18 protein-coding genes and 2 pseudogenes are annotated in these 25,126 nt (G+C 60.3%); 12 read left to right on the plus strand and 8 right to left on the minus strand.

Features of this window, described 5'->3' with window-relative positions; all coding sequences use genetic code 11:
• Positions 1 to 12: 12 nt before the first annotated feature.
• Positions 13 to 251 (minus strand): annotated as a pseudogene (locus BSF40_RS00940) (hypothetical protein); the annotation flags it as partial.
• A 261-nt stretch (positions 252 to 512) separates the two neighbouring features.
• Positions 513 to 1,442 carry a LysR family transcriptional regulator gene (locus BSF40_RS00950; protein WP_095963767.1) on the minus strand — a complete coding sequence of 310 codons (930 nt, stop codon included), beginning with the start codon at positions 1,440 to 1,442 and terminating at the stop codon, positions 513 to 515.
• A 146-nt stretch (positions 1,443 to 1,588) separates the two neighbouring features.
• Between BSF40_RS00950 and BSF40_RS00955 the strand changes: the two genes are divergently transcribed.
• From BSF40_RS00955 to BSF40_RS00970, 4 genes are all read left to right on the plus strand, one after another.
• Positions 1,589 to 2,875 (plus strand): MFS transporter, encoded by a 1,287-nt coding sequence (locus BSF40_RS00955; RefSeq protein ID WP_015096365.1) that lies wholly within the window; start codon positions 1,589 to 1,591, stop codon positions 2,873 to 2,875.
• 73 nt (positions 2,876 to 2,948) lie between these two features.
• Positions 2,949 to 3,701 carry a 5-oxoprolinase subunit PxpA gene (locus tag BSF40_RS00960; protein ID WP_095963768.1) on the plus strand — a complete coding sequence of 251 codons (753 nt, stop codon included), beginning with the start codon at positions 2,949 to 2,951 and terminating at the stop codon, positions 3,699 to 3,701.
• Positions 3,698 to 4,402, plus strand: coding sequence for an allophanate hydrolase subunit 1 (locus BSF40_RS00965; protein WP_095963769.1), 705 nt, complete (start codon positions 3,698 to 3,700; stop codon positions 4,400 to 4,402). The genes BSF40_RS00960 and BSF40_RS00965 overlap by 4 nt, the downstream gene beginning before the upstream one ends.
• Positions 4,399 to 5,325 carry a biotin-dependent carboxyltransferase family protein gene (locus BSF40_RS00970; protein ID WP_095963770.1) on the plus strand — a complete coding sequence of 309 codons (927 nt, stop codon included), beginning with the start codon at positions 4,399 to 4,401 and terminating at the stop codon, positions 5,323 to 5,325. The genes BSF40_RS00965 and BSF40_RS00970 overlap by 4 nt, the downstream gene beginning before the upstream one ends.
• Positions 5,326 to 5,442: 117 nt before the next feature.
• Here BSF40_RS00970 and BSF40_RS00975 read toward each other — a convergent pair whose 3' ends face one another.
• The 3 genes from BSF40_RS00975 to BSF40_RS00985 form a co-directional block, all read right to left on the minus strand.
• Positions 5,443 to 6,621: a VWA domain-containing protein gene (locus tag BSF40_RS00975; protein ID WP_056855987.1), complete on the minus strand. Its 1,179-nt coding sequence runs from the start codon at positions 6,619 to 6,621 to the stop codon at positions 5,443 to 5,445.
• A 12-nt stretch (positions 6,622 to 6,633) separates the two neighbouring features.
• Positions 6,634 to 7,479: a MoxR family ATPase gene (locus BSF40_RS00980; protein WP_095963771.1), complete on the minus strand. Its 846-nt coding sequence runs from the start codon at positions 7,477 to 7,479 to the stop codon at positions 6,634 to 6,636.
• Positions 7,480 to 7,627: 148 nt separating this feature from the next.
• Entirely contained in the window at positions 7,628 to 8,701 is a 1,074-nt protein-coding gene (locus BSF40_RS00985) for a DUF748 domain-containing protein (protein WP_095963772.1), read from the minus strand.
• A gap of 130 nt (positions 8,702 to 8,831) precedes the next feature.
• Between BSF40_RS00985 and cysK the strand changes: the two genes are divergently transcribed.
• From cysK to BSF40_RS01005, 4 genes and pseudogenes are all read left to right on the plus strand, one after another.
• Positions 8,832 to 9,806, plus strand: a complete 975-nt coding sequence (cysK, locus tag BSF40_RS00990; protein WP_095963773.1) for a cysteine synthase A — start codon at positions 8,832 to 8,834, stop codon at positions 9,804 to 9,806.
• A gap of 220 nt (positions 9,807 to 10,026) precedes the next feature.
• The gene (locus BSF40_RS00995; RefSeq protein ID WP_095963774.1) at positions 10,027 to 10,965 is read left to right on the plus strand and encodes an aspartyl/asparaginyl beta-hydroxylase domain-containing protein; all 939 of its coding nucleotides are present in this window, start codon (positions 10,027 to 10,029) and stop codon (positions 10,963 to 10,965) included.
• A 373-nt stretch (positions 10,966 to 11,338) separates the two neighbouring features.
• Entirely contained in the window at positions 11,339 to 12,202 is an 864-nt protein-coding gene (locus tag BSF40_RS01000) for a DMT family transporter (RefSeq protein ID WP_095963775.1), read from the plus strand.
• Between the two features lie 153 nt (positions 12,203 to 12,355).
• Positions 12,356 to 12,664: pseudogene (locus tag BSF40_RS01005) on the plus strand (aldehyde dehydrogenase (NADP(+))); the annotation flags it as partial.
• 131 nt (positions 12,665 to 12,795) lie between these two features.
• Here BSF40_RS01005 and BSF40_RS01010 read toward each other — a convergent pair.
• Positions 12,796 to 13,704 (minus strand): DMT family transporter, encoded by a 909-nt coding sequence (locus BSF40_RS01010; RefSeq protein WP_095963776.1) that lies wholly within the window; start codon positions 13,702 to 13,704, stop codon positions 12,796 to 12,798.
• 181 nt (positions 13,705 to 13,885) lie between these two features.
• Between BSF40_RS01010 and aceK the strand changes: the two genes are divergently transcribed.
• The 3 genes from aceK to BSF40_RS01025 all read left to right on the plus strand — a co-directional run bounded on the left by aceK (position 13,886) and on the right by BSF40_RS01025 (position 21,082).
• The gene (gene aceK, locus BSF40_RS01015; protein WP_095963777.1) at positions 13,886 to 15,595 is read left to right on the plus strand and encodes a bifunctional isocitrate dehydrogenase kinase/phosphatase; all 1,710 of its coding nucleotides are present in this window, start codon (positions 13,886 to 13,888) and stop codon (positions 15,593 to 15,595) included.
• A gap of 119 nt (positions 15,596 to 15,714) precedes the next feature.
• Complete coding sequence (gene hrpA, locus BSF40_RS01020; RefSeq protein ID WP_095963778.1) at positions 15,715 to 19,626, plus strand: ATP-dependent RNA helicase HrpA; 3,912 nt, start codon at positions 15,715 to 15,717, stop codon at positions 19,624 to 19,626.
• Positions 19,627 to 19,960: 334 nt separating this feature from the next.
• The gene (locus BSF40_RS01025) at positions 19,961 to 21,082 is read left to right on the plus strand and encodes a beta-ketoacyl-ACP synthase III (RefSeq protein ID WP_095963779.1); all 1,122 of its coding nucleotides are present in this window, start codon (positions 19,961 to 19,963) and stop codon (positions 21,080 to 21,082) included.
• A 294-nt stretch (positions 21,083 to 21,376) separates the two neighbouring features.
• Here BSF40_RS01025 and BSF40_RS01030 read toward each other — a convergent pair whose 3' ends face one another.
• Positions 21,377 to 22,708, minus strand: a complete 1,332-nt coding sequence (locus BSF40_RS01030) for a putative porin (RefSeq protein ID WP_095963780.1) — start codon at positions 22,706 to 22,708, stop codon at positions 21,377 to 21,379.
• A 280-nt stretch (positions 22,709 to 22,988) separates the two neighbouring features.
• Here BSF40_RS01030 and BSF40_RS01035 point away from each other — a divergent pair, with 280 nt between their 5' ends.
• Complete coding sequence (locus BSF40_RS01035; protein ID WP_095964052.1) at positions 22,989 to 24,113, plus strand: GNAT family N-acetyltransferase; 1,125 nt, start codon at positions 22,989 to 22,991, stop codon at positions 24,111 to 24,113.
• Positions 24,114 to 24,130: 17 nt separating this feature from the next.
• Here BSF40_RS01035 and aqpZ read toward each other — a convergent pair whose 3' ends face one another.
• A complete protein-coding gene (gene aqpZ, locus BSF40_RS01040; RefSeq protein WP_095963781.1) occupies positions 24,131 to 24,829 on the minus strand; it encodes an aquaporin Z in 699 nt (232 codons plus the stop codon).
• Positions 24,830 to 25,126: the final 297 nt, after the last annotated feature.

Genomic DNA, 25,126 nt, shown 5'->3' on the forward strand with positions numbered 1-25,126 from the left:
GGTGGTCTTTTTTTAGTCGTGAAAAGTGTGGCCAGGCAAGATTTCGCTGCCGGATGTGGCGGTATATGAGCGCACCCGGCGGGTCCCGATGGTGGCCAGGGCGTAGGCGACGGGGAGCAGGGCGCCTTGCCAGATGCCCCAGAGATACCGGCTGACGAGAAACCCAGTCATTCGTTAGCCAGCGCCGTGGCCGCCAGCGTCAGGATGCAGAGCCAGGCAACGCCCTCGATGAGGCGCAAGGTGTAAGCAGGATCAGGGGGTGGAAGCAGCGCTGCGCGGCGGGCGTCAGGGCAGTGCTCAAATGGTCGGGGGTGATGCGGCGGGACTGGAAGGCCGGATTGCCGAGGGCTTCCCTCCAGTGTGAGAGCCGTTGCTGCTGTCTTTGCGTGAAAGCGCGCATCAAGTCCGATTCCTTCTGGACAGTGGTTTAGCTGAATGCGCGCAGAGAATACATTTTCAAAATATTAATGCAAATGATAGTAATTGCTTCTTGTGATGTGGGAAGCTCCTTTTCAGAGCCTGGCCAGGGGTTTGCTCAAGACCATGTAGTGCTCGCCCACCTTCCGCGCATATCCCTCCAGCACCTGCTGACACAACGCCACAATCTCCTCGACCCACTCCACACCTACTCGCCACGACACCACCACCTGCAAGTCGGGTGGTCGCTGATCGATGTCCAGCAGGGTCAATTCGCCGCGCGCCAGTTCCTCGGCCACCAGCACCGGCGGCAACGCGCCAACGCCAAATCCGTCGCGCAGCAGCCGGGTAATCGCCGACACCGAGTTCACGCAGTTCAGTCGTGGCGCCATCACGCCATTGGCCTGCATCAGGGCCAGCACTTCCTGGTGCGGATGGGAGTTTTTCGAATAGGTGATGATCCGCTCGCCGGCCAGGTCTGCGATGCCCGAGTACTCGCGGTTGTAAATGGAATTGCTGGCGACGATCCAGCCCATGGGGTGGCTGGCCAGTTCCAGGCTGCGCACGCTTTCCTGACGCAGCAGGTCGGTTTGCAGGATCACATCGAGAAAGCCTTTTTGCAGCTGATCGCAGAGGTTGAGCGAGGTATCGGCCACCAGCTCGATTTCCACCAGCGGGTAGTGATCGGTCATCTGCGCCACCAACGGGCTGAGCCAGGTATGGATCACCGTGTCCATCACGCCGATGCGCACCCGTCCGGCTTTGCTCGAACGGGTCTCGATCGACTGCTTGAGTGCCTGCATGGTGTCCAGCATCTGCTCGGCGTAATCGAGCACTTTGAGGCCTTCGGGCGTCAGGCTCACGCCGCGCGAATCACGCAGAAACAGCTTCACCCCGAGCTCGCCTTCAAGCACGGCAATCCGGCTGGAAATCGAGGCCTGAGTGGTGAAGAGCTTGTCGGCGGTCAGGCGGAAACTCTTGAGTCGGGCGACCCAGACAAAGGTCTCGAGAAACTTCAGGTTCATGGGATAAAGATTTCTTATGTCTAAGGCGGGTTTTTATTAGTTGGACGCAGCATGGGCGCGCGTCCAAAAATCGGCGCATCCGGTTCCCACGATAGGCGTCGTCGGGGCTCAGAACAATACCAATAAAATCAGCGCGGAGATTTGCCATGAGTGCGCCCGACACCCCCGTCATTGCGAAAGCCACGGCTCGCCCGGGACCTTTCGACTGGTATCGCAACATCAATCAGCAGGAACGCCGCACCTTCTGGAGCTGCAAGATCGGCTATGGCCTGGACGGCATGGACACCCAGATGCTCAGCTTCGTGGTGCCGACCCTGATTGCCATGTGGGGCATCACCACCGGCCAGGCCGGGCTGATTCACACCAGCACCCTGATCGCTTCGGCCATCGGTGGCTGGGTCGCAGGGATACTCTCCGACCGCATCGGCCGTGTGCGCACCCTGCAACTGACCGTGTTGTGGTTTGCCTTCTTCACCTTCCTCTGCGGCTTTGCCCAGAACTACGAACAACTGCTGATTGCACGGACCCTGATGGGCTTCGGTTTCGGCGGCGAGTGGACGGCCGGCGCCGTGCTGATCGGCGAAGTGATTCGCGCCAAGGACCGCGGCAAGGCTGTGGGTATGGTGCAGTCCGGCTGGGCGCTGGGTTGGGGGCTGACGGCGATCCTGTATGCGCTGCTGTTCTCGGTATTGCCACCGGAAGACGCCTGGCGCGCGCTGTTCATCCTTGGCATCGTGCCGGCGATTTTTGTGATTTTTGTCCGCCGTCTGGTCAAGGATCCGGAAATCTATCGTCAAGCCAAAGCCAAGGAGGCGCCGACCAATCCGTCGAAGTTCTACGAGATCTTCGCCCCCGGCATGCTGTTCACCACGATTCGCGCTTCGTTGCTGACCACCGGTGCATTGGGCGGCTACTACGCCATCACGTCCTGGCTACCGACTTTCCTGAAAAACGAACGCGGTTTGAGCGTACTCAATACCAGCGGTTATCTGGCGATGGTGATTGTCGGTTCCTACGTGGGTTATGTCATCAGCGCCTATTTGACCGACATCCTCGGACGCAAGAAGAACTTCATCCTGTTCGCTGTCGGCTCGTTCACCATTGTGTTGCTGTACACGCAAATGCCGGTCAGCAACGGCGTGATGCTGTGGCTGGGCTTTCCGCTGGGCTTTTTCGCCTCGGGGATTTTCAGTGGCATGGGCGCATTCCTGACCGAGTTGTTCCCCACGCGCATTCGCGGTTCGGGCCAGGGTTTTTGCTACAACATCGGCCGCGCGCTGGCGGCGTTGTTTCCGCTGCTGATCGGCCTGCTCAGCCAGACCGTACCACTGAGCGTGGGCATCGGTGCCTTCGCGGCGGTTTCCTACGGTGTGGTGATCCTCGCGGCCCTGAGCCTGCCGGAAACCCGTGGCAAGCAACTCGACGCCCAGTAACTGATAATCTGCGGGACTGTCTTATAGACAGGTCCCGCAGCTGAAAAGAATAAAGCCTACAGGAGTGTTCAGTGTGAGCCGCCTGCTATTGAACTGCGACATCGGCGAGAGTTTCGGCAGCTGGACCATGGGTCTGGACGCCGAAATCATGCCCTTCATCGATTGCGCCAACGTCGCCTGCGGTTTTCACGCCGGCGACCCGAGCATCATGCGCAAGACCGTCAGCCTGGCCCTCAGCCACGGTGTGCAAATCGGCGCGCATCCGGCCTATCAGGACCTGGTGGGCTTCGGCCGCCGCTCCATGGCCTATGCCACCCAGGAGCTGCAAGACATCCTGCATTACCAGATCGGCGCCCTCGACGGCATCTGCCGGGCCCAGGGTGGCCGGGTCAGTTACGTCAAACCCCATGGCGCGATGTACAACGACATGATGGCCAATCCGGCGCAGCTGCGCGCCGTTTTGCAAGCGGTGGCGTCCTACGACCGCACGCTGCCATTGATGCTGATGGCGACCCGCGACAACAGCGCTGCCCAACAACTGGGCGATGAATACGGCGTGACGCTGTGGTTCGAGGCCTTCGCCGATCGCGCTTACGACAGTGCCGGCAGGCTGGTCTCGCGACAACTGCCGGGCGCGGTGCATCACGACCCGGAACGAATCATCGAGCAGGCGCTGACCATTGCCCGTGGCGATCAGCTCACCGCCAGCGACGGCAGCGCCCTGCATTTGCAGGCCAACACCCTCTGCGTGCACGGCGACAACGCCAGTTCGGTCGCTGCCGTGCAACGCATCCGCGAAGCCTTGAACCGGCAGAGTGCGTCATGAAGCTGCGGGTGGAAGTGGTGGCGCTGGATTGCCTGATGGTGCGCCTGTTCGATGAAATCGCCGAAAGCAACATGCCGTGGATGCTCGCGGCCAGTGAAAGTCTGCGCATGGCATTTGCCGGGCACCTGATCGATCTGGTGCCGTCCTACACCACATTGATGGTGCATTACGACCTGACGGCATTGAGCCCGAGCCAGGCACGGGAACTGATTGCCCAGGCACTGATCGATCTGTCGCCCAATGCGCGTACTCGCGGTACCTGTCATGTGTTGCCGGTGTGGTACGACTTGAGTGTCGGACCGGAATTGACGCTGTTGTCGCAGCGCAGCGGGTTGGCGGTGGAGGAGGTGATCCGCCGCCACAGTGAGCGTGAATACCAGGTGTTCGCCTTGGGTTTTGCACCGGGCTTCGCCTTCATGGGGCTGGTGGAAGAAGCGCTCGCTGCGCCGCGTCTGAACACGCCACGCAAGAAAGTCGCGGCCGGCAGTGTCGGCATCGCTGAGCGGCAAACGGCGGCTTACCCGGTGGTGTCGCCGGGCGGCTGGAACCTGATCGGCCGCATGCCGGCCAGATTGTTCGACCGTAACCGTGACGGCTACAGCCTGATGCAACCCGGTGACACCGTACGGTTCGAAGCGGTCGACCATGCCGAGTTCATTAACCTTGGGGGGGACGATACGCCTCTGGAGGCCCACGCATGAGCCGTCTGATGATTGAAGCGAGTACGCCGCTGTGCCTGTTGCAGGATGCCGGTCGATTCGGCGTGCGGCATCTGGGCGTGACCCAGGGCGGAGCGGCTGATTGGCGTTCGATGTCCTGGGCCAACTGGCTATTGGGCAACGGACTGGATGCACCGGTGATCGAAGTCACCCTCGGCGGATTCACCGTGGTGGCTGAAGAAGAATGCGTGCTGGCCTTGGCCGGGGCGGATCTTGGCGCGCGGGTGGACGGCGAGGCTTTGACCCCGTGGCGCAGTTTCAGGCTGCACAAAGGCCAGCGTTTGCAATTCACTCAGCCGTTGCTCGGAGCCCGGGCTTATCTGGCGGCGCCAGGTGGGTTTGATGCGCCGAAAGTGCTGGGCAGCAGCGCGACGGTGGTCCGGGAGGAACTCGGCGGGCTGGACGGCATGGGCCGTGCGCTGGGTAAAGGGGCGAGCTTGAGCTATTCGGGCAACCCGGTGATGTTGCTGCGCGAATTGACCGCAGACCAACGACCGGACCTGAACCTTGATGCGCCGTTGGACCTGGTCCTCGGCGCACAGATCGGCGAGTTCAGCGGGCAGAGCCTGTTCGACGCGTTCAACAGCCTATGGCACCTCGACAGCCGTGCCGACCGGATGGGTATTCGCCTGCTCGGTACGGCGTTGCAGTACCAGGGCAAACCGATGATTTCCGAGGGCATTCCGTTGGGTGCCGTGCAGGTGCCGCCCGACGGGCAACCGATTGTGTTGCTCAATGATCGGCAAACCATTGGTGGATATCCGCGTCTGGGGGCGTTGACGCCATTGGCGCTGGCGCGGCTGGCGCAGTGCCTGCCGGGGGCGCAGGTGCGGTTGAAGCCGGTGGTGCAGGATGTCGCTCATCGTGAGCATGTCGGGTATTTGCAGCGCTTCACACGCCGCTAAAAGCTTCGTCGGATCGCCGCCCGGAGCAAGCCCGCTCCCACATTTGATCTGTGTCGTGCACAAAACCAATGTGGGAGCGGGCTTGCTCGCGAAGAGGCCTTCACAGGCGACGGATTTCTACTTGGAAAGAAACCGCATCCCTTCTTCCAACCCACGAAGGGTCAACGGATACATCTGGTCATCGATCAAGTCCCGCACAATATTGGTCGACGAGGTATAGCCCCAGGTGTCCTTCGGATACGGGTTGATCCAGATGAGCTTCTTGTACTTTTCCTTGAACCGCTGCATCCACACGTAACCGGCTTCTTCGTTCCAGTGCTCGACACTGCCGCCCGCCTGGGTGATTTCATAGGGCGCCATGGCGGCGTCGCCGATGAAGATCACTTTGTAGTCGGCGCCGTACTTGTGCAGCAGGTCCATGGTCGAGGTGCGCTCGGAGGTGCGGCGCATGTTGTTCTTCCACACCGATTCATAAATGAAGTTGTGGAAGTAGAAGTACTCCAGGTGCTTGAACTCGGTCTTGCAGGCCGAGAACAATTCCTCGCAAATCTTCACATGGGCGTCCATCGAACCGCCGATGTCGAACAGCAGCAACAGCTTGACGGTGTTGCGCCGCTCCGGCCGCATCTGGATGTTCAGCAGGCCGGCATCCTTGGCGGTGTGGTCGATGGTGCCATCGATGTCCAGTTCTTCCGCCGCGCCCTGGCGGGCGAACTTGCGCAGGCGGCGCAGGGCGACCTTGATGTTGCGCGTGCCCAGTTCCACCGAATCGTCGAGGTTCTTGTATTCGCGCTGGTCCCAGACCTTGGCGGCCTTGCCCTGGCGCTTGCCGGCATCGCCGACCCGGATGCCTTCCGGGTTGAAACCACCGGAACCGAACGGGCTGGTGCCGCCGGTACCGATCCATTTATTACCGCCGGCGTGACGTTCCTTCTGCTCCTCGAGGCGTTTCTTGAACTCTTCGATCAGCTTGTCCAGGCCGCCGAGGGACTGAATCGCCGCCCGTTCTTCGTCGGTCAGCGAGCGTTCGAATTCCTTGCGCAGCCAGTCTTCGGGGATCAGCGCCTGAAGATGGTCGTCGAGCTTTTCCAGGCCATTGAAGTAGGCACCGAAAGCCCGGTCGAACTTGTCGAAATGCTTTTCGTCCTTCACCAGGATCGCCCGGGACAAGTAATAGAACTCGTCCATGTCGGCGAAGGTCACGCGCTGTTTCAGCGCGTTGATCAGGTCCAGCAGCTCGCGTACCGAGACCGGCACCTTGGCTGCGCGCATTTCATTGAACAGGTTGAGCAGCATGGCATCAGCCTCTTAGCGGGTGCCGCGACGGCTCATGAACGCCAGACGCTCAAGCAATTGCACGTCCTGTTCGTTCTTCACCAGGGCGCCGGCCAGTGGCGGGATGGCCTTGGTCGGATCGCGTTCGCGCAGCACCGCTTCGCCGATGTTGTCGGCCATCAGCAGCTTGAGCCAGTCCACCAGTTCGGAGGTCGAAGGCTTCTTCTTCAGGCCCGGCACCTTGCGCACGTCGAAGAACACGTCCAGCGCTTCGCTGACCAGGTCTTTCTTGATGTCCGGGTAGTGCACGTCGACGATCCGCTGCATCGTCACGCGATCCGGGAAGGCGATGTAGTGGAAGAAGCAGCGGCGCAGGAAGGCGTCCGGCAGTTCCTTTTCGTTGTTGGAGGTAATGATGATGATCGGGCGCTTTTTCGCCTTGATGGTCTCGTCGATCTCGTAAACGTAGAACTCCATCTTGTCGAGTTCTTGCAGCAGGTCGTTGGGGAATTCGATGTCGGCCTTGTCGATTTCGTCGATCAACAGGATGACCCGCTCGTCGGATTCGAAGGCTTCCCAGAGCTTGCCCTTTTTCAGGTAGTTGCGAACGTCGTGGACCTTTTCCGTACCAAGCTGCGAATCGCGCAGACGGCTGACCGCGTCGTACTCATAGAGGCCCTGGTGAGCCTTGGTGGTGGATTTGATGTGCCAGGTGATCAGCTTGGCGCCAAAGGATTCGGCCAGTTGCTCGGCGAGCATGGTCTTGCCGGTGCCCGGTTCGCCCTTGACCAGCAATGGCCGCTCCAGGGTGATGGCGGCGTTGACCGCCAGCTTCAGGTCATCGGTGGCGACGTAGGCCTGGGTGCCTTCGAACTTCATCTGCTAATCCTCGAACGGTAACGCCGACCTGAACGAGGCAGGGCGGGGGGCGCAATAAAAAGGGTCAGCGCCGACTATAACGCGCTGCCCGGTCGACTGTGAACGCAGACGGCTTATTCAGTCTCTGAATGGGGCGTCACTTAGTGACCTAGCCTGCATCCGGCTTGGGCCGTTCATACCGCGCATTGAACGCCTGGATGAAACCATTGCGTAAAATCTGCAAAAAAGCCTGGAACGCGCTGACATCCTTCTGGTGAACGTTGCCGCTGAGTTCGACCTTTGTCGCAAACTGGTTTTTGCCCTGGTTTTTCAGGACAGTCTCGGTTCCACCGACGAGGGCTTCCCATATCGTACGGAACAGCCCTTTGTCCTTGTTTTCCACATCCTGCTGCCAGTTGAACACGTCAACATCGCGCATCAGCGGCTTGATATAGCCGGTCAGTCGGCCCTTGTTGGCCTGGGCTTCGATCACCACGTCGCCATGGCCGGCATTGAAGTCGAACTTGCCGTAGGCCGCGGCGAAGTCGTTCAGGCGCTTGAGTTCGATATCCGTGGTGCGCAAGCGAAACTCGAAGTCTTCGAAGTCGCTCAACGGATCGAAAGTGGCCGAGGTTTCCAGTGGTGCGTGCCCCAGCAGCAAGGCTTTGCCTTCAAAGCGTGCGTCGCGTTTGCCTTTGGTGTCGACCACGTTGGTCAGGTTGAAAATACGGGCATCCACCTTTGTGGCGTTCATGTTCACCGGTGGTTTGGAGTTGAAGTTGCGAAAACTGATCTTGCCGTCGTTGATCCGCACTTCGTTCAGGGTAATGGGCAGCAGCTTGCCTAATTGGGCACGCCAGTCGGTGCCCTGGCCGGTCTGGGAATTTCGCTTGTTGGCGCCGTCGACGAAGTTGACCTCGGGCGTGATGAACTGCACTTCGGCCACCACCGCGTGGTCGTGCCACAGGGAGTGCCAACTCACCGAGAGGTCGATCAATGGCGCATTGACGAAAGGCACCGGAACCTTGCCATCGACCTTGACGATTTTCAGTCCGTTGATCTTGTAGGCGCCGCGCCACAAGGCCAGGTCCACGTCGGTGATCTGGCCCCGGTAGTCGCCCATGTCCGCCAGCCTCTCATTAAGGTAATCGCGCACCAGATAGGGCAAGGCGATGTGCAACGTTATCAGCAGTACAACGAGGCCGATGAGGGTCCACAGGGGCCAGCTGTATCGACGTTTCATGGCGGCAAATCTCTGGCGATCTAAAGCCATTGACTGCACTGACAGGCGGACGTTCGACCCGACTGGACGCCTGCGGGCAAGTGGGCTTACCTTGATGCCCTATTTCAATGCTGTCGTTAAGGACCCAGCCATGAGCCGCATTTTCGCTGACAACGCCCACTCCATTGGCAACACGCCGCTGGTGCAGATCAATCGCATTGCGCCGCGTGGTGTGACCATTCTGGCCAAGATCGAAGGGCGCAACCCCGGTTACTCGGTCAAGTGCCGGATCGGCGCAAACATGATCTGGGATGCCGAGAGCACTGGCAAACTCAAACCGGGCATGACCATCGTCGAACCCACCTCCGGCAATACCGGTATCGGCCTGGCGTTCGTGGCCGCCGCCCGTGGCTACAAACTGATGCTGACCATGCCGGCGTCCATGAGCATCGAACGTCGCAAGGTACTCAAGGCACTGGGTGCCGAGCTGGTGTTGACCGAACCGGCCAAAGGCATGAAGGGCGCTATCGAAAAAGCCGGTGAAATTGTTGCCAGCGACCCGTCGAACTTCTTCATGCCGGCGCAATTCGACAACCCGGCCAACCCGGCCATCCACGAAAAAACCACCGGCCCGGAAATCTGGAACGATACCGACGGCGCCGTCGACGTGCTGGTGGCAGGCGTCGGAACCGGTGGAACCATCACCGGGGTTTCACGGTATATCAAGAATACCCAGGGCAAACCGATTCTCTCGGTGGCGGTGGAGCCGGCGGTGTCGCCGGTGATTACCCAGGCCCTGGCCGGTGAAGAAATCAAGCCGAGCCCGCACAAGATCCAGGGCATTGGTGCCGGATTTGTGCCGAAGAACCTCGATTTGTCGATCGTCGACCGGGTAGAACTGGTCAGTGACGAAGAGTCCAAGGCCATGGCCTTGCGCTTGATGCAGGAAGAAGGAATCTTGTGCGGGATCTCCTGCGGCGCTGCCATGGCAGTGGCCGTAAGATTGGCGGAGACCCCGGAAATGCAGGGCAAGACCATCGTCGTGATCCTGCCGGATTCCGGTGAACGTTATCTGTCGAGCATGTTGTTCAGTGATCTGTTTACCGAACAGGAGAACCAGCAGTAAGCGCTGAACTTTGGCGGATCGTCGCTGGCGGTGGTTGATGATGGATTCGCATCAGCCGCCGTTCAGGTGTCACATGTTAAGAAATGCTTTGTTGCACATTCGTTAACATTGAATGTTGAAAAGTGCAGGTTTTTCACCGGTTCGGCAGTGTTTATCATGCCGCAAACCACGCCGGGCAATGGGCGTGGTGCAAAGTCGCTTATCTTCAAAGGAGTTGTTGATGACCTTTTCGTTTGCCGCGAAAGCCTCGTTGTTGCTGCTGTTTCTCGGCAGCACCCTCTATGTGCACTTACGCGGCAAGGCACGTCTCCCGGTTTTGCGCCAATTCGTTAACCATTCGGCACTGTTCGCACCCTATAACGCATTGATGTACCTGTTTTCCGGTGTGCCTTCCAAACCGTATCTGGATCGCAGCAAGTTTCCCGAACTGGATGTGCTCAAGGACAACTGGGAGGTGATTCGCGACGAAGCGATGCACTTGTTCGACGAGGGCTATATTCGTGCGGCGGCAAAGAATAACGACGCCGGTTTTGGCTCGTTCTTCAAGAAGGGCTGGAAGCGTTTCTATCTCAAGTGGTATGACAAACCGCTGCCTTCTGCCGAAGTCTTGTGCCCGAGAACCGTGGCATTGGTCAGCAGCATTCCCAACGTCAAGGGCGCTATGTTTGCGCTGCTGCCGGGCGGCAGCCACCTCAACCCGCATCGCGATCCGTTTGGCGGCTCCCTGCGTTATCACCTGGGGCTGTCCACCCCCAATTGCGATGATTGCCGCATCTTTGTCGACGGTCAGGTTTACGCCTGGCGCGATGGTCAAGACGTGATGTTCGACGAGACCTACGTGCACTGGGTCAAGAATGAAACGCCAAAGACCCGGGTCATCCTGTTCTGCGATATCGAACGTCCGTTGAGCAATCGCTTCATGACCGGCATCAACCGCTGTATCAGCGCCTGGCTGGGTCGCGCCACCGCCCCTCAGAACCTGGATGACGAGCGTGTGGGCGGGATCAACAAGGCCTACGAGTGGAGCAAGAGCTCCAGCGATAGATTCAGTGGTGTGGTCAAGCAATGGAAGCGGCGCAATCCCAAGGCCTACCGTGTACTGCGCCCGGTGCTGGCGGCGGTGGTGTTGACGTTGTTGGGGTATTGGTTGTTTGGTTGAAGCCGGATACGGCCTTTTGACCAACTCGTTGCAATCCATGTCGAACGCTGGTTATAGTCGGCGCACGGTGAGTTTCGGACTCGCTTTTTATCCCTCGAGCAAAGATCAGCCCAATGCCTGCATTCCTCCTCAACGCGGTAGTCGATTCAGCGGTCAACGCTGGCGTCGTGCCGTGCGGGAATCTGCAGCCCGGGCAGATCAGTCATTACCCCCCACCTGTCAGTAGCACGCCGGTGTGCGCAGTCGTATCACCGCCAGGCGTTGGCATTTCGGGCTGATCAGCTGTCTTCTGCTGTTCCCGCGCCCGCCTGAAAAAACTACTGGATTTCAGCTTTTGCTGAGTTGGCTTGTTGCCTGACTACAGGTGGTATTCATGTTTGTCCTTTCGAAAAAATCCGCGCTCGCGGCGGCGTCCACGAGCCTGTTCGTGCTGCTGTGGAGCAGCGGGGCGATCTTCTCCAAATGGGGGCTGGCCCACGCGTCACCCTTCGCCTTCCTGATGTTTCGTTTCGTCATCGCGCTATGCGGGCTGGTGTTGCTGGTGCCGTTGTTCAAGCTGAAGTTGCCCAAGGGCGGCAAGCCGATGCTGTACGCGATGGCCACCGGCGTGGTGTTGTTGGGGGCCTATCAGATTTTCTATCTGCTGGCCCTGGACCTGAAAGTCACCCCCGGGGTGATGGCGACCATCATGGGCGTGCAGCCGATTCTCACGGTGGTGCTGATGGAGCGTCAGCGTTCCTGGAGCCGGATGTTCGGTCTGGTCCTGGGTCTGACTGGTTTGATCATGGTGGTCTATCAGGGCATCGGCCTGGCCGGGATGTCGCTGGCCGGAATGCTTTTCGGTCTGCTGGCGCTGGCGAGCATGACGTTCGGTTCGATCATGCAGAAACGCATCACTGAAAATCCCCTCGGCACGCTGCCGGTGCAGTACCTCGCCGGGCTGTTGTTGTGCGGGATTTTCGTACCTTTCCAGCCGTTTCACTTCGAACACAGCAGCGGTTTCATCCTGCCGGTGCTATGGATGGGGCTGGTGGTGTCGGTGCTGGCGACGCTGTTGCTGTACCGCTTGATCGCCCGGGGCAATCTGGTGAACGTCACCAGTCTGTTTTACCTGGTGCCGGCGGTGACGGCGGTGATGGACTATCTGGTCTTCGGCAACCGCCTGGCGCTGTTGAGCCTGTTCGGCATGCTGTTGATCATCGTCGGGCTGGTGTTTGTGTTCCGTAAAACAGCGTAGGCCGGGCAAGACAATCAAAAGATCGCAGCCGTACCTGTAGGAGCTGTCGCAGGCTGCGATCTTTTGCCTGTCATTTGCTCAGCGCATGCTCGGCCCGTACCGAATGCATGAACGCCTGCATCGCCGACGATTGAATGCGATGACGCCGGGTGTGGCGAGGCCGACGAACTGCTGGAGTACCGCTGGCTGGCAGAACTGTTGCAAGAAAAGGTCGGGCGGATCCTGCTCAACGGCTATCCGACCGGGGTCGAAGTCTGCGAGTCCATGGTGCATGGCGGGCCGTATCCGGCGACATCCGACTCGCGGGGCACTTCGGTCGGCACCCTGGCGATCGATCGCCTCCTGCGGCCGGTGTGCTTCCAGAATTATCCGGACGCGCTGCTGCCCGAGGCGTTGCAGAACGGCAATCCGCTGGGGATTCGGCGGTTGGTGGATGGGGAGGTCAGTGATTCATCCTTGTAGTGCCTGAGCGGACGCCTTCGCGGGCAAGCCCGCTCCCACAGTATTTGATGTCGTACACAAAATTTGTACGCGACATCGAACCCTGTGGGAGCGGGCTTGCCCGCGAAAGCGTCATCCGCGACGCAACAATTCTACCGTTCAGCCACCAAACCCGGCTTCACCGCAGCCGGTTTCAACACCAGCCACAACGCCAACGCAATCAACACCCCGCCATAGATATGCGCCATCGACAGCGGTTCATCGAGAAACAGCGCTCCCCACAACACGCCAAACAGCGGGATCAGGAAGGTCGTGGTCATCGATTTCACCGGACCGATCGAGCTCAGCAGCCGGAAGTAAATAATGTAGGCAAACGCCGTGCAGCCCAGCCCCAATCCCAGCAACGACAGCCACACGCTCCAGCCGCCCCAGCTCGCCGGTGGCTGGCTGATCACGCTGTAGCCGAACAGCGGCAACAGGAACAAGGTCGCGCCAAGCATGCTGCCCAGTGCCGACAAACGACTATCGAGACCGCCGGCCTGATCGAGCCAGCGGCGGGCCAGGAATCCGGCAAATCCGTAGCACGTGGTGGCGAGCAGGCAGGCGACGGCCCCCATCAGCAGTGACATGTCGAACGCCACCGGACCGGCACGGGTCAGCACGCCCACGCCGAACAACCCCAGGAACACGCCGCCGAGCTTGGCGCCAGTGAGCCTTTCATGGAAAAACAGGCCGCCGATCAGCACGCCCATCAAGGGGGTCGTGGCATTGAAAATCGACGAGTAACCGGCAGGCAGCACCTGCGCGGCAACGGAGTACAGGGTCGCCGGGATGCCGGAATTGATCACCCCGAGCAGCATCACGGTCTTGAGTTTGCCCTTGAAATCCCAGCTGATGCGCATCAGGCCAAGAATCACCAGCAACCCGACGGCGGCAATCGATACGCGGAAAAACGCGGTGGGCAGGGAGCCGATCACCGGGGCGATGATGCGCATGAACAGAAAACTCGCACCCCAAATGGCCGCCAGGGACAGTAAACGGAAAATATCGACGGGGTTCACAGCGCGTTCCTTCCATGATGAAGGGGCGAAAGTGTTGCTGAGTGCGTGATCGATGGCAACCGAAAACCGGGCATTGAACTCTTCAGGGTGTCGATGACGCGGCGCCTGGAAAATTACGCTTCTCCTGCACCCGCTTCACTGGCTAAGCTCAAGCCTCCCGAATTCCCGCAGAGGTCTCACCATGCCGCAGCAATGGCCAGCCGCCGACATCGCCCGCTTGATCCTCGATGGCTTTGACGATTACCGCGAGCATTTCCGGCAGATCACCGACGGTGCCCGAGCTCGCTTCGAACAGGCCCGGTGGCAGGAGACGCAATCGGCGTCGGCGGCGCGGATCAATCTGTACGAAGATAAAGTCAGTGAAACGGTGGAGCGACTGCGCACCGCGTTTGACGCACAAACCCTGGACGTCAGTTGCTGGCCACTGGTGAAAAGTGCCTACATCAGCCTGATCGACCTGCGCTTCGACGATGAATTGTCCGAGACCTGGTACAACTCGATCTTCTGCGGGCTGTTCAGCCATGACCTGATCAGCGACGGCTGCATGTTCATCCACACCACCCGGCCGAGCCTGCGCCGTGCCCGGGCCGCGCAAACCCGCACCTACAAGCCGCAAGGCCAACTGTCGGCGATGCTTGCCAGCATCTTCGCCGACTACCGCTTCAGCGAGGATTACGCCAACCTGTCCGGTGACCTGAAACGCCTCGAAGCGCAATTGCGCGAGAACCTGCCGGACTGGGTGTGCAAGGACCCGGAGCTGAGCGTCGAGCTGTTTTCCTCGGTGCTGTACCGCAATAAAGGTGCGTACCTGGTGGGGCGCATCTACACCGCCGACGAGCAATGGCCGCTGGCAATTCCCTTGCTGCACCTGGAAGGTCGCGGCATCCAGATCGATGCGCTGATCACCGACGAAGCGGACGTCTCGATCATTTTCTCCTTCACCCGCTCGTATTTCATGGTGGATGTGCCGGTGCCGGCGGAGTTCATCGGCTTCCTGCGGCGCATCCTGCCGGGCAAGCACATCGCCGAGCTGTACACCTCGATCGGCTTCTACAAGCACGGCAAGTCGGAGTTCTACCGGGCGCTGATCAATCACCTGGCCAACACCGACGACCAGTTCATCATGGCCCCCGGCGTGCGCGGCATGGTCATGAGCGTGTTCACCCTGCCGGGTTTCAACACCGTGTTCAAAATCATCAAGGACCGTTTCTCGCCATCGAAAAACGTCGACCGCGCCACGGTGATCGAAAAGTACCGCCTGGTGAAGAGCGTCGACCGGGTCGGGCGCATGGCCGATACCCAGGAATTCGCCGACTTCCGTTTCCCGCTGAGCAAGTTCGACCCGGCGTGCCTGGAGGAATTGCTGGACGTCGCGCCGTCCACGGTGTCGGTCGAAGGCGACACGGTGCTGATCCGTCACTGCTGGACCGAACGCCGCATGACTCCGCTGAACCTGTACCTGGAAAACGCCAACGAAGCGCAGGTGCGCGAAGCCCTGGAAGACTACGGCCTGGCGATCAAGCAACTGGCGGCGGCCAACATCTTTCCCGGTGACATGCTGCTGAAGAACTTTGGCGTCACCCGTCACGGCCGGGTGGTGTTCTACGACTACGACGAAATCTGCTTTCTCACCGAGGCCAACTTCCGCCACATTCCACAACCGCGCACGCCGGAAGACGAGATGGCGTCCGAACCCTGGTACTCGATCGGGCCGCTGGATGTGTTCCCGGAAGAGTTTCCGCCGTTCCTGTTTGCCGACTCGGGGCAGCGCAAGTTGTTCGATCAGTTGCATGGCGAGTTGTACAACGCCGATTACTGGAAGAGCCTGCAGGAGGCGATTCGGGCGGGGAAGGTGATAGACGTGTTTCCGTATCGGAGGAAGCAGCAATAAGCTGCAAGCTTTAAGCTGCAAGTGAGAAGCCGCATCCAACTTATAGCTTGAGGCTTTAAGCTTGCAGCTGCTTCTCTGTTACTCTTGCAGCTTTTGGCTTACAGCTTGCTGCTGCTTCTATGACCGACGAATCGCCCTCCATCGACAAACTGCTGAAAAACCTCGATCACGCCATGCTCGCCGACCGCCACCGGCTGCGGCGGCAGTTGCTTGAGCTGCGCAAGAAACCCGACGAGGCCAAGTTGGGCCAGTGGGTGGCGCGCATGCAGGCGTCCTGTGACCAGGTGCTGGCGCGCCGCGCCAGCCTGCCGGTGATTCGTTACGACGACAGTTTACCGATTGCCGCCAAGCGCGACGAAATCAAGAAGGCGCTGGAAAAGCATCAGGTGCTGATCATCGCGGGCGAGACCGGCTCGGGTAAAACCACCCAGTTACCGAAGATCTGTCTGGAAATCGGTCGCGGCCAGCATGGCTTGATCGGCCACACCCAGCCACGGCGGATCGCCGCGCGCAGCGTGGCCAGCCGGGTTGCCGAAGAGCTGGGCACGCCGTTGGGCGCACTGGTCGGCTATCAGGTGCGCTTCGAGGACCAGAGCGATTCCAATACCCTGATCAAACTGATGACCGACGGCATCCTGCTGGCGGAAACCCAGAACGACCGCTATCTGGAACGCTACGACACGATCATCGTCGACGAAGCCCACGAACGCAGCCTCAACATCGACTTCCTGCTCGGCTACCTGAAAACCCTGCTGCCGCGCCGCCCGGACCTGAAGGTCATCATCACCTCGGCGACCATCGACCTTGAGCGTTTCTCCAAGCATTTCGACGATGCGCCGATTGTCGAGGTGTCCGGCCGTACGTTCCCGGTGGACACCTGGTATCGCCCGCTGACCCTGGAGCAGGACGAAGAGGGTAACCGCGTCGAGGACGACCTGACGGTGGATCAGGCGATCCTCGCCACCCTCGACGAAATCGCCGCGTATGAGCGCAGTGAACGTCGCAGTCCCGGTGACGTGCTGGTGTTCCTGCCCGGTGAACGCGAGATTCGCGACGCCGCCGACATGCTGCGCAAGGCCCAGCTCAAGCACACCGAAATCCTGCCGTTGTACGCGCGCCTGTCGCCGGCCGAGCAGCAGCGGATTTTCCAGTCGCACCCGGGGCGTCGCGTGGTGCTGGCGACCAACGTCGCGGAAACCTCGCTGACGGTGCCGGGCATCCGCTACGTGATCGACAGCGGCACCGCGCGCATCAGCCGCTACAGCTACCGGGCCAAGGTCCAGCGCCTGCCGATCGAAGCCGTTTCCCAGGCCAGCGCCAACCAGCGCAAGGGCCGTTGTGGACGGGTCGAGCCGGGCATTTGCGTGCGCCTGTACAGCGAAGAGGATTTCCTCGGTCGCCCGGAATTTACCGATCCGGAAATCCTGCGGACCAACCTCGCAGCGGTCATTTTGCAGATGTTGCACCTGCGCCTTGGCGAGGTCAGCGCGTTCCCGTTCATCGAGCCGCCGGATGGCAAGGCCATCAGCGACGGTTACAACCTGCTGCAGGAACTCTCGGCAGTGGATCGCAACAGCCAGTTGACCCCGCTCGGTCGCCAATTGGCGCGGCTGCCGGTGGACCCGCGCATGGGGCGCATGTTGCTGGAGGCGGCGAAGCTCGGCAGCTTGCAGGAAGTGCTGATCGTCGCCAGCGCCATGTCGATCCAGGACCCGCGCGAGCGCCCGCCGGAGCGTCAGCAAGCGGCGGATCAGGCCCACGCCCAGTGGAAAGACGCCGACTCGGACTTCGCAGGGCTCGTCAACCTGTGGCGCGGATTCGAAGAGCAACGCCAGGCGCTGACCGCCAACCCGCTGCGCAACTGGTGCCGCAAGAATTTCCTGAATTACCTGCGCCTGCGCGAATGGCGCGACTCCCATCGCCAATTGAGCCTGATCTGCCGCGACATGCAGCTGAGCCTCAATAAAGAGCCGGCGGATTACCCGAAACTGCACAAAGCGGTGTTGGTGGGTTTGCTCAGCCAGATCGGCCAGAAAACCGAAGAGGGCGATTACCTAGGCGCGCGTCAGCGGCGGTTCTGGATTCACCCGTCGTCGGGCATCGGCAAGAAGCGTCCGCAGTGGCTGATGACCGCCGAACTGGTGGAAACCACCAAGCTCTACGCGCGCATGGTGGCGAAGATCGACGCCGACTGGATCGAACCGCTCGCCGGGCACCTGATCAAGAAAAACCACTTCGAACCGCATTGGGAGAAGAAGCGCGGCCAAGTGGTTGCGTTTGAGCAGATCACCCTGTTCGGGTTGATCGTGGTCGGCCGGCGGCCGGTGCATTACGGCCCGGTGGACCCGGTGGTTTCGCGCGAATTGTTTATCCGCGAAGCGCTGGTGCGCGGCGAGATTCAGTCCAAAGCCAAGTGTTTGACCGCCAACAAGCAGTTGCTGGAACAACTCGACGAGCTGGAGGCCAAGGCCCGCCGTCGCGACATCCTGGCGGATGAAGAAACTCTGTACGCGTTCTACGACGCGCGCCTGCCGGCGGAGATTCACCAGACCGCGACCTTCGACAGCTGGTACCGGATCAACAGTCAGAAAGAACCGCAACTGTTGATCATGCGCGAAGAAGACGTGCTGGCCCGTGAAGCCAGCGAGGTCACCGCACAGCATTACCCGGATACGCTGCACATCGGCGATCTGGAGTTGGCTCTCAGCTACCACTTCGAACCGAACCATCCACGGGATGGCGTGACCCTGCGCGTGCCGGCACCGCTGTTGCCGATGCTGCCGCCGGAGCGCCTGGACTGGCTGGTGCCGGGCGTCATCGAAGCCAAGTGCATTGCCCTGGTGCGCAACCTGCCCAAGGCCCTGCGCAAAAACTTCGTGCCGGTGCCGGACTTCGTCAAGGCCGCCCTGCAGCGCATGACCTTTGCCGAGGGCTCGCTGCCCCAGGCCCTGGGTCGTGAGTTGCTGCGCATGACCGGAGCGCGGGTCAGTGATGAAGCCTGGGCCGAGGCGGCACAGCAAGTCGAAAGCCATCTGCGGATGAACCTGGAGATCGTCGACGGCCAGGGCAAGTTCCTCGGTGAGGGGCGCGATCTGGCCGAACTGACGGCGCGTTTCGCCGAGGCCAGCCAGGCCGCGTTGGCGGTGCCGCAAACCGCGAAGAGCCAGCAACCGGTTGAGCCGAAAGTCTTCGCCGCCGTGGCCGAGAAAACCCAGCAGAAGATCGCCGGACTGTCGATGACGGTTTATCCGGCACTGGTGGAAGAGGCGGGCACGGTCAAGGAAGGGCGTTTCTCGACCCCGGCCGAGGCCGAGTTCCAGCATCGCCGTGCCCTGCAACGCTTGCTGATGCAGCAACTGGCCGAGTCGGCAAAGTTCCTGCGCGGCAAGTTGCCGGGCCTGACCGAGCTGGGCCTGCTGTACCGCGACATGGGGCGTGTCGATGCGCTGGTGGAAGACATTTTGCTGGCCAGCCTCGACAGTTGCATTCTCGAAGGCGAAGACCCGCTGCCACGCGATGGCGCCGGATTGGCGTCCCTGGCCGAACGCAAGCGTGGCGCCTGGACCGAGCACGCCGAGCGTGTGGCGAAGCTGACCCTGGAAATCCTCAAGCTCTGGCATGGCCTGCAAAAACGCTTCAAGGGCAAGATCGACCTGGCACAGGCCGTGGCCCTGAACGACATCAAGCAGCAACTCAGCCACCTGGTCTATCCGGGTTTTGTCCGGGAAACACCGATGCAGTGGCTCAAGGAGTTGCCGCGTTACCTCAAGGCCATTGAGCAGCGTTTCGAAAAAATCGCTGCCCAGGTGCAGCGCGACCGGGTCTGGAGCGGCGAATTGAGCGGCCTGTGGACGCAATACCAGACTCGCGCCAGCAAACATGCCCAGGAAGGCAAGCGCGATCCGCAGCTGGAGTTGTATCGCTGGTGGCTGGAGGAATACCGGGTTTCGCTGTTTGCGCAACAACTGGGAACCAAGGTGCCGATCTCCGACAAGCGCCTGAACAAGCAGTGGAGCCAGGTCGAACCCTAGACCTGATACCACTGCAATACCCTGTGGGAGCGGGCTTGCCCGCGAAGGGGCCGTCAGTTTCAACATTGACCCATCGCATTCGCGGGCAAGCCCGCTCCCACAGGTTGCTGTGGTGCCTGTAGCAAAGGGTTCATCCAGCAAAAAGGCGCCAAAACCCAAGGTTTATGGCAAACTTCGCGACCATAAACGCCGGTTTCGCGACCTAGAGCCTTCGGCCAGGTCACGTCACGGAATAAAGCGATGCCAGGTTTGCGTCCCCGGACGGGAATAGACCCTTTGTGTATTGGTACGACGGTGCCAATACTTTCTGCCTGAACAGATTAGAGACACGACCATGCATAACGTCGTCATCAGTGGCACCGGCCTGTACACCCCGGCCAACAGCATTTCCAATGAAGAGCTGGTCCAGTCTTTCAATACTTACGTCGCGCAATTCAACGCCGACAACGCCGACGCCATCGCACGCGGTGAAGTGCAGGCATTGACCGAGTCCAGTGCCGCATTCATCGAAAAAGCCTCCGGCATCAAAAGCCGCTTTGTCATGGACAAGGACGGCATTCTCGACCCGCAGCGCATGGCCCCGCGCCTGCCGGAGCGTTCCAACGACGAGTGGTCGGTGCTGTGCCAGATGGCCATTGGCGCGGCCGAACAAGCCCTGCAGCGTGCCGGCAAGACCGCAGCGGACATCGACGGCGTGATCGTCGCCTGCTCCAACCTGCAACGTGCCTACCCGGCCATTGCCATCGAAGTCCAGGAAGCGCTGGGCATCCAGGGTTTCGGTTTCGACATGAACGTGGCGTGCTCCTCGGCGACTTTCGGTATCCAGACTGCCGCCAACAGCGTGCAACTGGGCCAGGCCCGCGCGGTCCTGATGGTCAACCCGGAAGTCTGCACCGGCCACCTGAACTTCCGTGACCGCGACAGCCACTTCATCTTCGGCGATGCCGCCACTGCGGTGATCATCGAGCGTGCCGACCTGGCGACGTCCAAGTATCAGTTCGACATCGTCAGCACCAAGCTGCTGACCAAGTTCTCCAACAACATCCGCAACAACTTCGGCTTCCTCAACCGCGCTGCGGAAGAGGGCATCGGCGCCAAGGACAAACTGTTCGTGCAGGAAGGCCGCAAGGTGTTCAAGGAAGTCTGCCCGATGGTGGCCGAGCTGATCGCTGAGCATCTGCAAGAGAACCAGCTCAACATCAGCGATGTGAAGCGCTTCTGGCTGCACCAGGCCAACCTCAGCATGAACCACCTGATCGTCAAGAAACTGCTGGGCCGCGATGCGACCGAACAGGAAGCCCCGGTGATTCTCGACACCTACGCCAACACCAGTTCCGCCGGTTCCGTGATTTCGTTCCACAAGAACCAGGACGATCTGGCCGCCGGTTCGCTGGCCGTGCTCAGCTCGTTCGGCGCCGGTTACTCGATTGGTAGCGTGTTGCTGCGCAAGCGCTGATTCTGCGATCTTTTTTTGCGTGGGCTTTTGTGGCGAGGGAGCTTGCTCCCGTTCGACTACGCAGTAGTCGCAAGATCGGTTGATGCGGTATGTCTGGTGAATCGCGGTGGCTGAGTTCGGGACCGCTTCGCAGTCCAGCGCGAGCAAGCTCGCTCGCCACAATTGAATGGGTGCAGTCTGGGATATGAAAACAGTCTCGCGTTGATGCATCGGAGGATGATGGGGACCGATACATCAACGCCAGGCTGTAAAAGGGGCCCGGGCTTCCTTGCCCGAGTCGTGTGGCGGGTTGAATCAGAACTTGGCTTCGGCATCCAGTTGCAGGGTGTTGATGTCCGAATCCTTCTTGTTGATGTTGGCGTTGGTCTGGTCCGAGGTCGCCATGTAGTAGGTCGCGCCCAGGGCAAAGTTCTTGTCCAGGTCGTAGCTCACTTTCAGCTTGCTGCCGCGCGAACCGGTGAAGCCGTTGGCGAAGTCGGAGTCGGTGAAGGCACCCACCACAGCGTTACGCTGTACGTCGCGGTAGTTGTAGTCCACGTTGAAGCCGTAAAGCTTGGACTTCACACCGGCCAGCCAGCCAGTGTCCTGGTCGTTGCTGGCATCGGTGTTGTTGACGTACTGACCGTAGATCGACAGCGGTACCGGCAGGTTGCTGAAGTCCAGCTGACCAAAGCCTTCGTACAGTTTGAACTGTTCGCCCGGGCTGTTGCCGTTGACGGCCAGTGCGCATGGCGTAGTAACGGTACCCGAGGTCGGGCAGGCGCTGCTGTCATCGTTGTCGTAGGCATAGAGACTGCCGCCCAAGGTCATTTTCATGCTGTCGGTGATGGCGAAGCGCGCACCCAACTGGCCGGCGTACAGACGCAGGTCGTGCTTGAATTGCACGCCTTCGCCATCGACGTTGTCCTTGAGGGTGTAGTGACCGGCGCTACCGAACAGCTCGGTGCTGCCGCTCAACGGGTACTTGTAGGTGACGGCCAGACCTTCCGGGTTGATGTCGCTATCCCAGATGATGTCGCCCATGCTCACCCATTGTTGCGGCATCTTGCCGCCAACCAGGTGCAGGTTCTTGATCGCGTCCGGGTGGTAGTCGATGTAACCCTGGTCCAGCCAGATCTGCTTCTTGTCGAAGTAGTTGTTCAGGTCCTGGTTGGTCGAGCGTGCGTCGTCGTTGCTGCCGGTGGCGATACGGATGCCGGTGTCGACCTGCGGGTTGATTTCGCTGTAGGCACCCAGGCGGGCACGAATGCGCTGACGATCCTGGTCCTTGTTGTTTGGCACGCCATCGTTGTGGACGTTTTCCTGACGAAAGCGCACGTCGCCCTTGAACTGGGTCTTTGCCGCCCATGCAAGCTTCTGGTCGAAAGCACTCAGTGTGTCGGTTTTCTTCGCGGTGGCCGCGATTTGCTCGTTGGTCTCTTGCTGAGCCTGACGGGCAATCTGCTGTTCTTTCTGATCCCTGGCCAGCTCGGCTTGCAGTTCGCTGTACTGCGCGTTGGTGATCGAGCCGTTAGCCTTGAGCATGTCGAGCAGTTTGGCGTCGACTGCGGCACTGGCCGGAACACTCATGGCCAGCAACAGGCCACCGCACAAGGCCGCCGCAGTTTTTGTGGAAGCAAGACGCATATCAATCTCCGAAGATGAGAGGGGATGACAGAGCCATCCGGGGCACAACCGACCGTAAGGGGCGGAAAACTGTGGCCGGGTATAACCCCGCGCTCTAAAAACAGGCGCCAGTATCGCGATGGTTTATTACAGAGCAGTGGCAATGTGATGTCATGTCCATGACGATACAAAGCTGCCGTGAAGGGTTGAGTTAGAGCACTGTCGTCGCTTTGCCCGTGTGCAATGTGGAGCGATAGGCGATACTCGCGGGGCTTTCACGCCATGAAGAGTGAGGATGGTGATGCCGTTGCAACGCCTGCAAAAACTGTCAGAAATCGCCCCGCAGACCTGGGATGCCATGGTGCCGGAGAGCCAGCCTTTTCTGCGTCACGCTTTTTTGAGTGCACTGGAAGACAGCGGCAGTGTCGGCCCCCATTCCGGCTGGCAGCCCGAGCATCTGCTGCACGTTGAAGGTGATCGCCTGATCGCCGCGCTGCCCGGTTATCGCAAGTGGCATTCCTACGGCGAGTACGTGTTCGATCACGCCTGGGCCGATGCCTGCGAACGCGCCGGCATCGATTACTACCCCAAGCTGTTGAGCGCGGTGCCATTCAGTCCTGTCGCCGGGCCGCGGCTGTTGGCGGCCACGGTCGAAGACGGTTTCGAACTGTTGAAAAGCCTGCCGGGCTATCTTGAACTCGAAGGGCTTTCCAGCGCCCACATCAATTTCACCGATCCATTCACCGATGCGGCATTGGGCGAACAGCCCGGCTGGCTGCAGCGCGTTGGCTGTCAGTATCACTGGCAGAATCGCGGTTACCGGGATTTCCAGGACTTCCTCGACGTGCTCAGTTCGCGCAAGCGCAAACAGATGCGCAAGGAGCGCGAACAGGTGGCCGGGCAGGGCTTCGAGTTCGAATGGCTGGAGGGGCGGGAGCTGAGTCAGGCGCAATGGGATTTCGTCTATGCCTGCTACGCCAATACCTACGCGGTGCGCCGGCAAAGGCCGTATCTGACGCGGGAGTTTTTCAGCCTGTTGGCCGAACGCATGCCGGAGTCGATTCGCGTGGTGCTGGCCAGGCAGGGTTCACGGCCAGTGGCGATGGCATTCAGTCTGGTGGGGGGCGACAGCTTTTATGGCCGTTACTGGGGATGCCTGGCGGAGTTCGATCGGCTGCATTTCGAGACCTGTTTCTACCAGGGGATGGACTACGCCATCGCCAACGGTTTCCAGCGTTTCGATGCCGGTGCGCAAGGCGAGCACAAACTGATTCGTGGATTCGAGCCCGTCATCACCCATTCCTGGCACTACCTGCGGCATCCGGGGTTGAAGGCGGCGGTGAAAGACTTTCTGGAGCAGGAGCGGCTGGGGGTGCTGGCTTATGCAGAAGATGCGAAGTCAGCCTTGCCTTATCGACAAGGCTGATCTTCACCGCAGACGCGTCAGTTGTCTTCCTTGCCCAGCCAGCGATACAGCACGCCGCCGACCGCTGCGCCGAGCAGGGGGGCGACCCAGAACATCCACAGTTGTTGAATCGCCCAGCCGCCGACGATCAGCGCCGGGCCCGTGCTGCGCGCCGGGTTGACCGAGGTGTTGGTGACCGGGATCGAGATCAGGTGGATCAGCGTCAGCCCCAGGCCGATGGCGATCGGCGCCAGTCCTGCCGGTGCACGTTTATCGGTGGCGCCGAGGATGATCAGGATGAACATTGCGGTCATCACCAGTTCACAGACAAACCCGGCCGCCATTGAATAGCCGCCAGGCGAGTGTTCGCCGTAGCCGTTGGATGCAAGACCTCCCGCCAGTTCGAAACCGGGTTTGCCGCTGGCAATGAAGTACAGCAGGGCGGCTGCAATCACGCCGCCAATGACCTGGGCAATGATGTAGGCCGGCAACTCCTTGGCCGGAAACCGCCCACCCACCACCAGGCCGAGGGATACCGCAGGATTGAGATGACAGCCGGAAATATGGCCGATGGCGAAGGCCATGGTCAGTACGGTCAGGCCAAACGCGAAGGACACCCCGAGCAAGCCGATCCCCACCTCTGGAAAAGCCGCCGCCAACACCGCACTGCCGCAACCACCCAATACCAGCCAGAACGTACCTACCAACTCAGTCGCCGAACGTTTTAACAGAGACATAAGAGAGTGCCCTTTCGAGATTATGCTGCCTTGAGCCTCCAGCCGATGGACTGCAGAACCACCTCCAGAACGTTGCAGTGAGTACAGCACGGTTTTTTCAGAATTCCAGCAGGCATAAAAAACCGCCAGGCCCCGTGTTTGAGGGGGGCTGGCGGTTTTTTTTGGAGGCTATCGGTCGTGCCAATCCCTGTAGGAGCGAGCTTGCTCGCGATGGTCGTCAACGATAACGCTGAAAACCTGACACCGCGCGGCGTCCCTTCATCCATCGCGAGCAAGCTCGCTCCTACAGGTTATGTG

The organism is Pseudomonas sp. ACN5, assembly GCF_002303975.1.
GTDB lineage: Bacteria > Pseudomonadota > Gammaproteobacteria > Pseudomonadales > Pseudomonadaceae > Aquipseudomonas > Aquipseudomonas laurylsulfatiphila.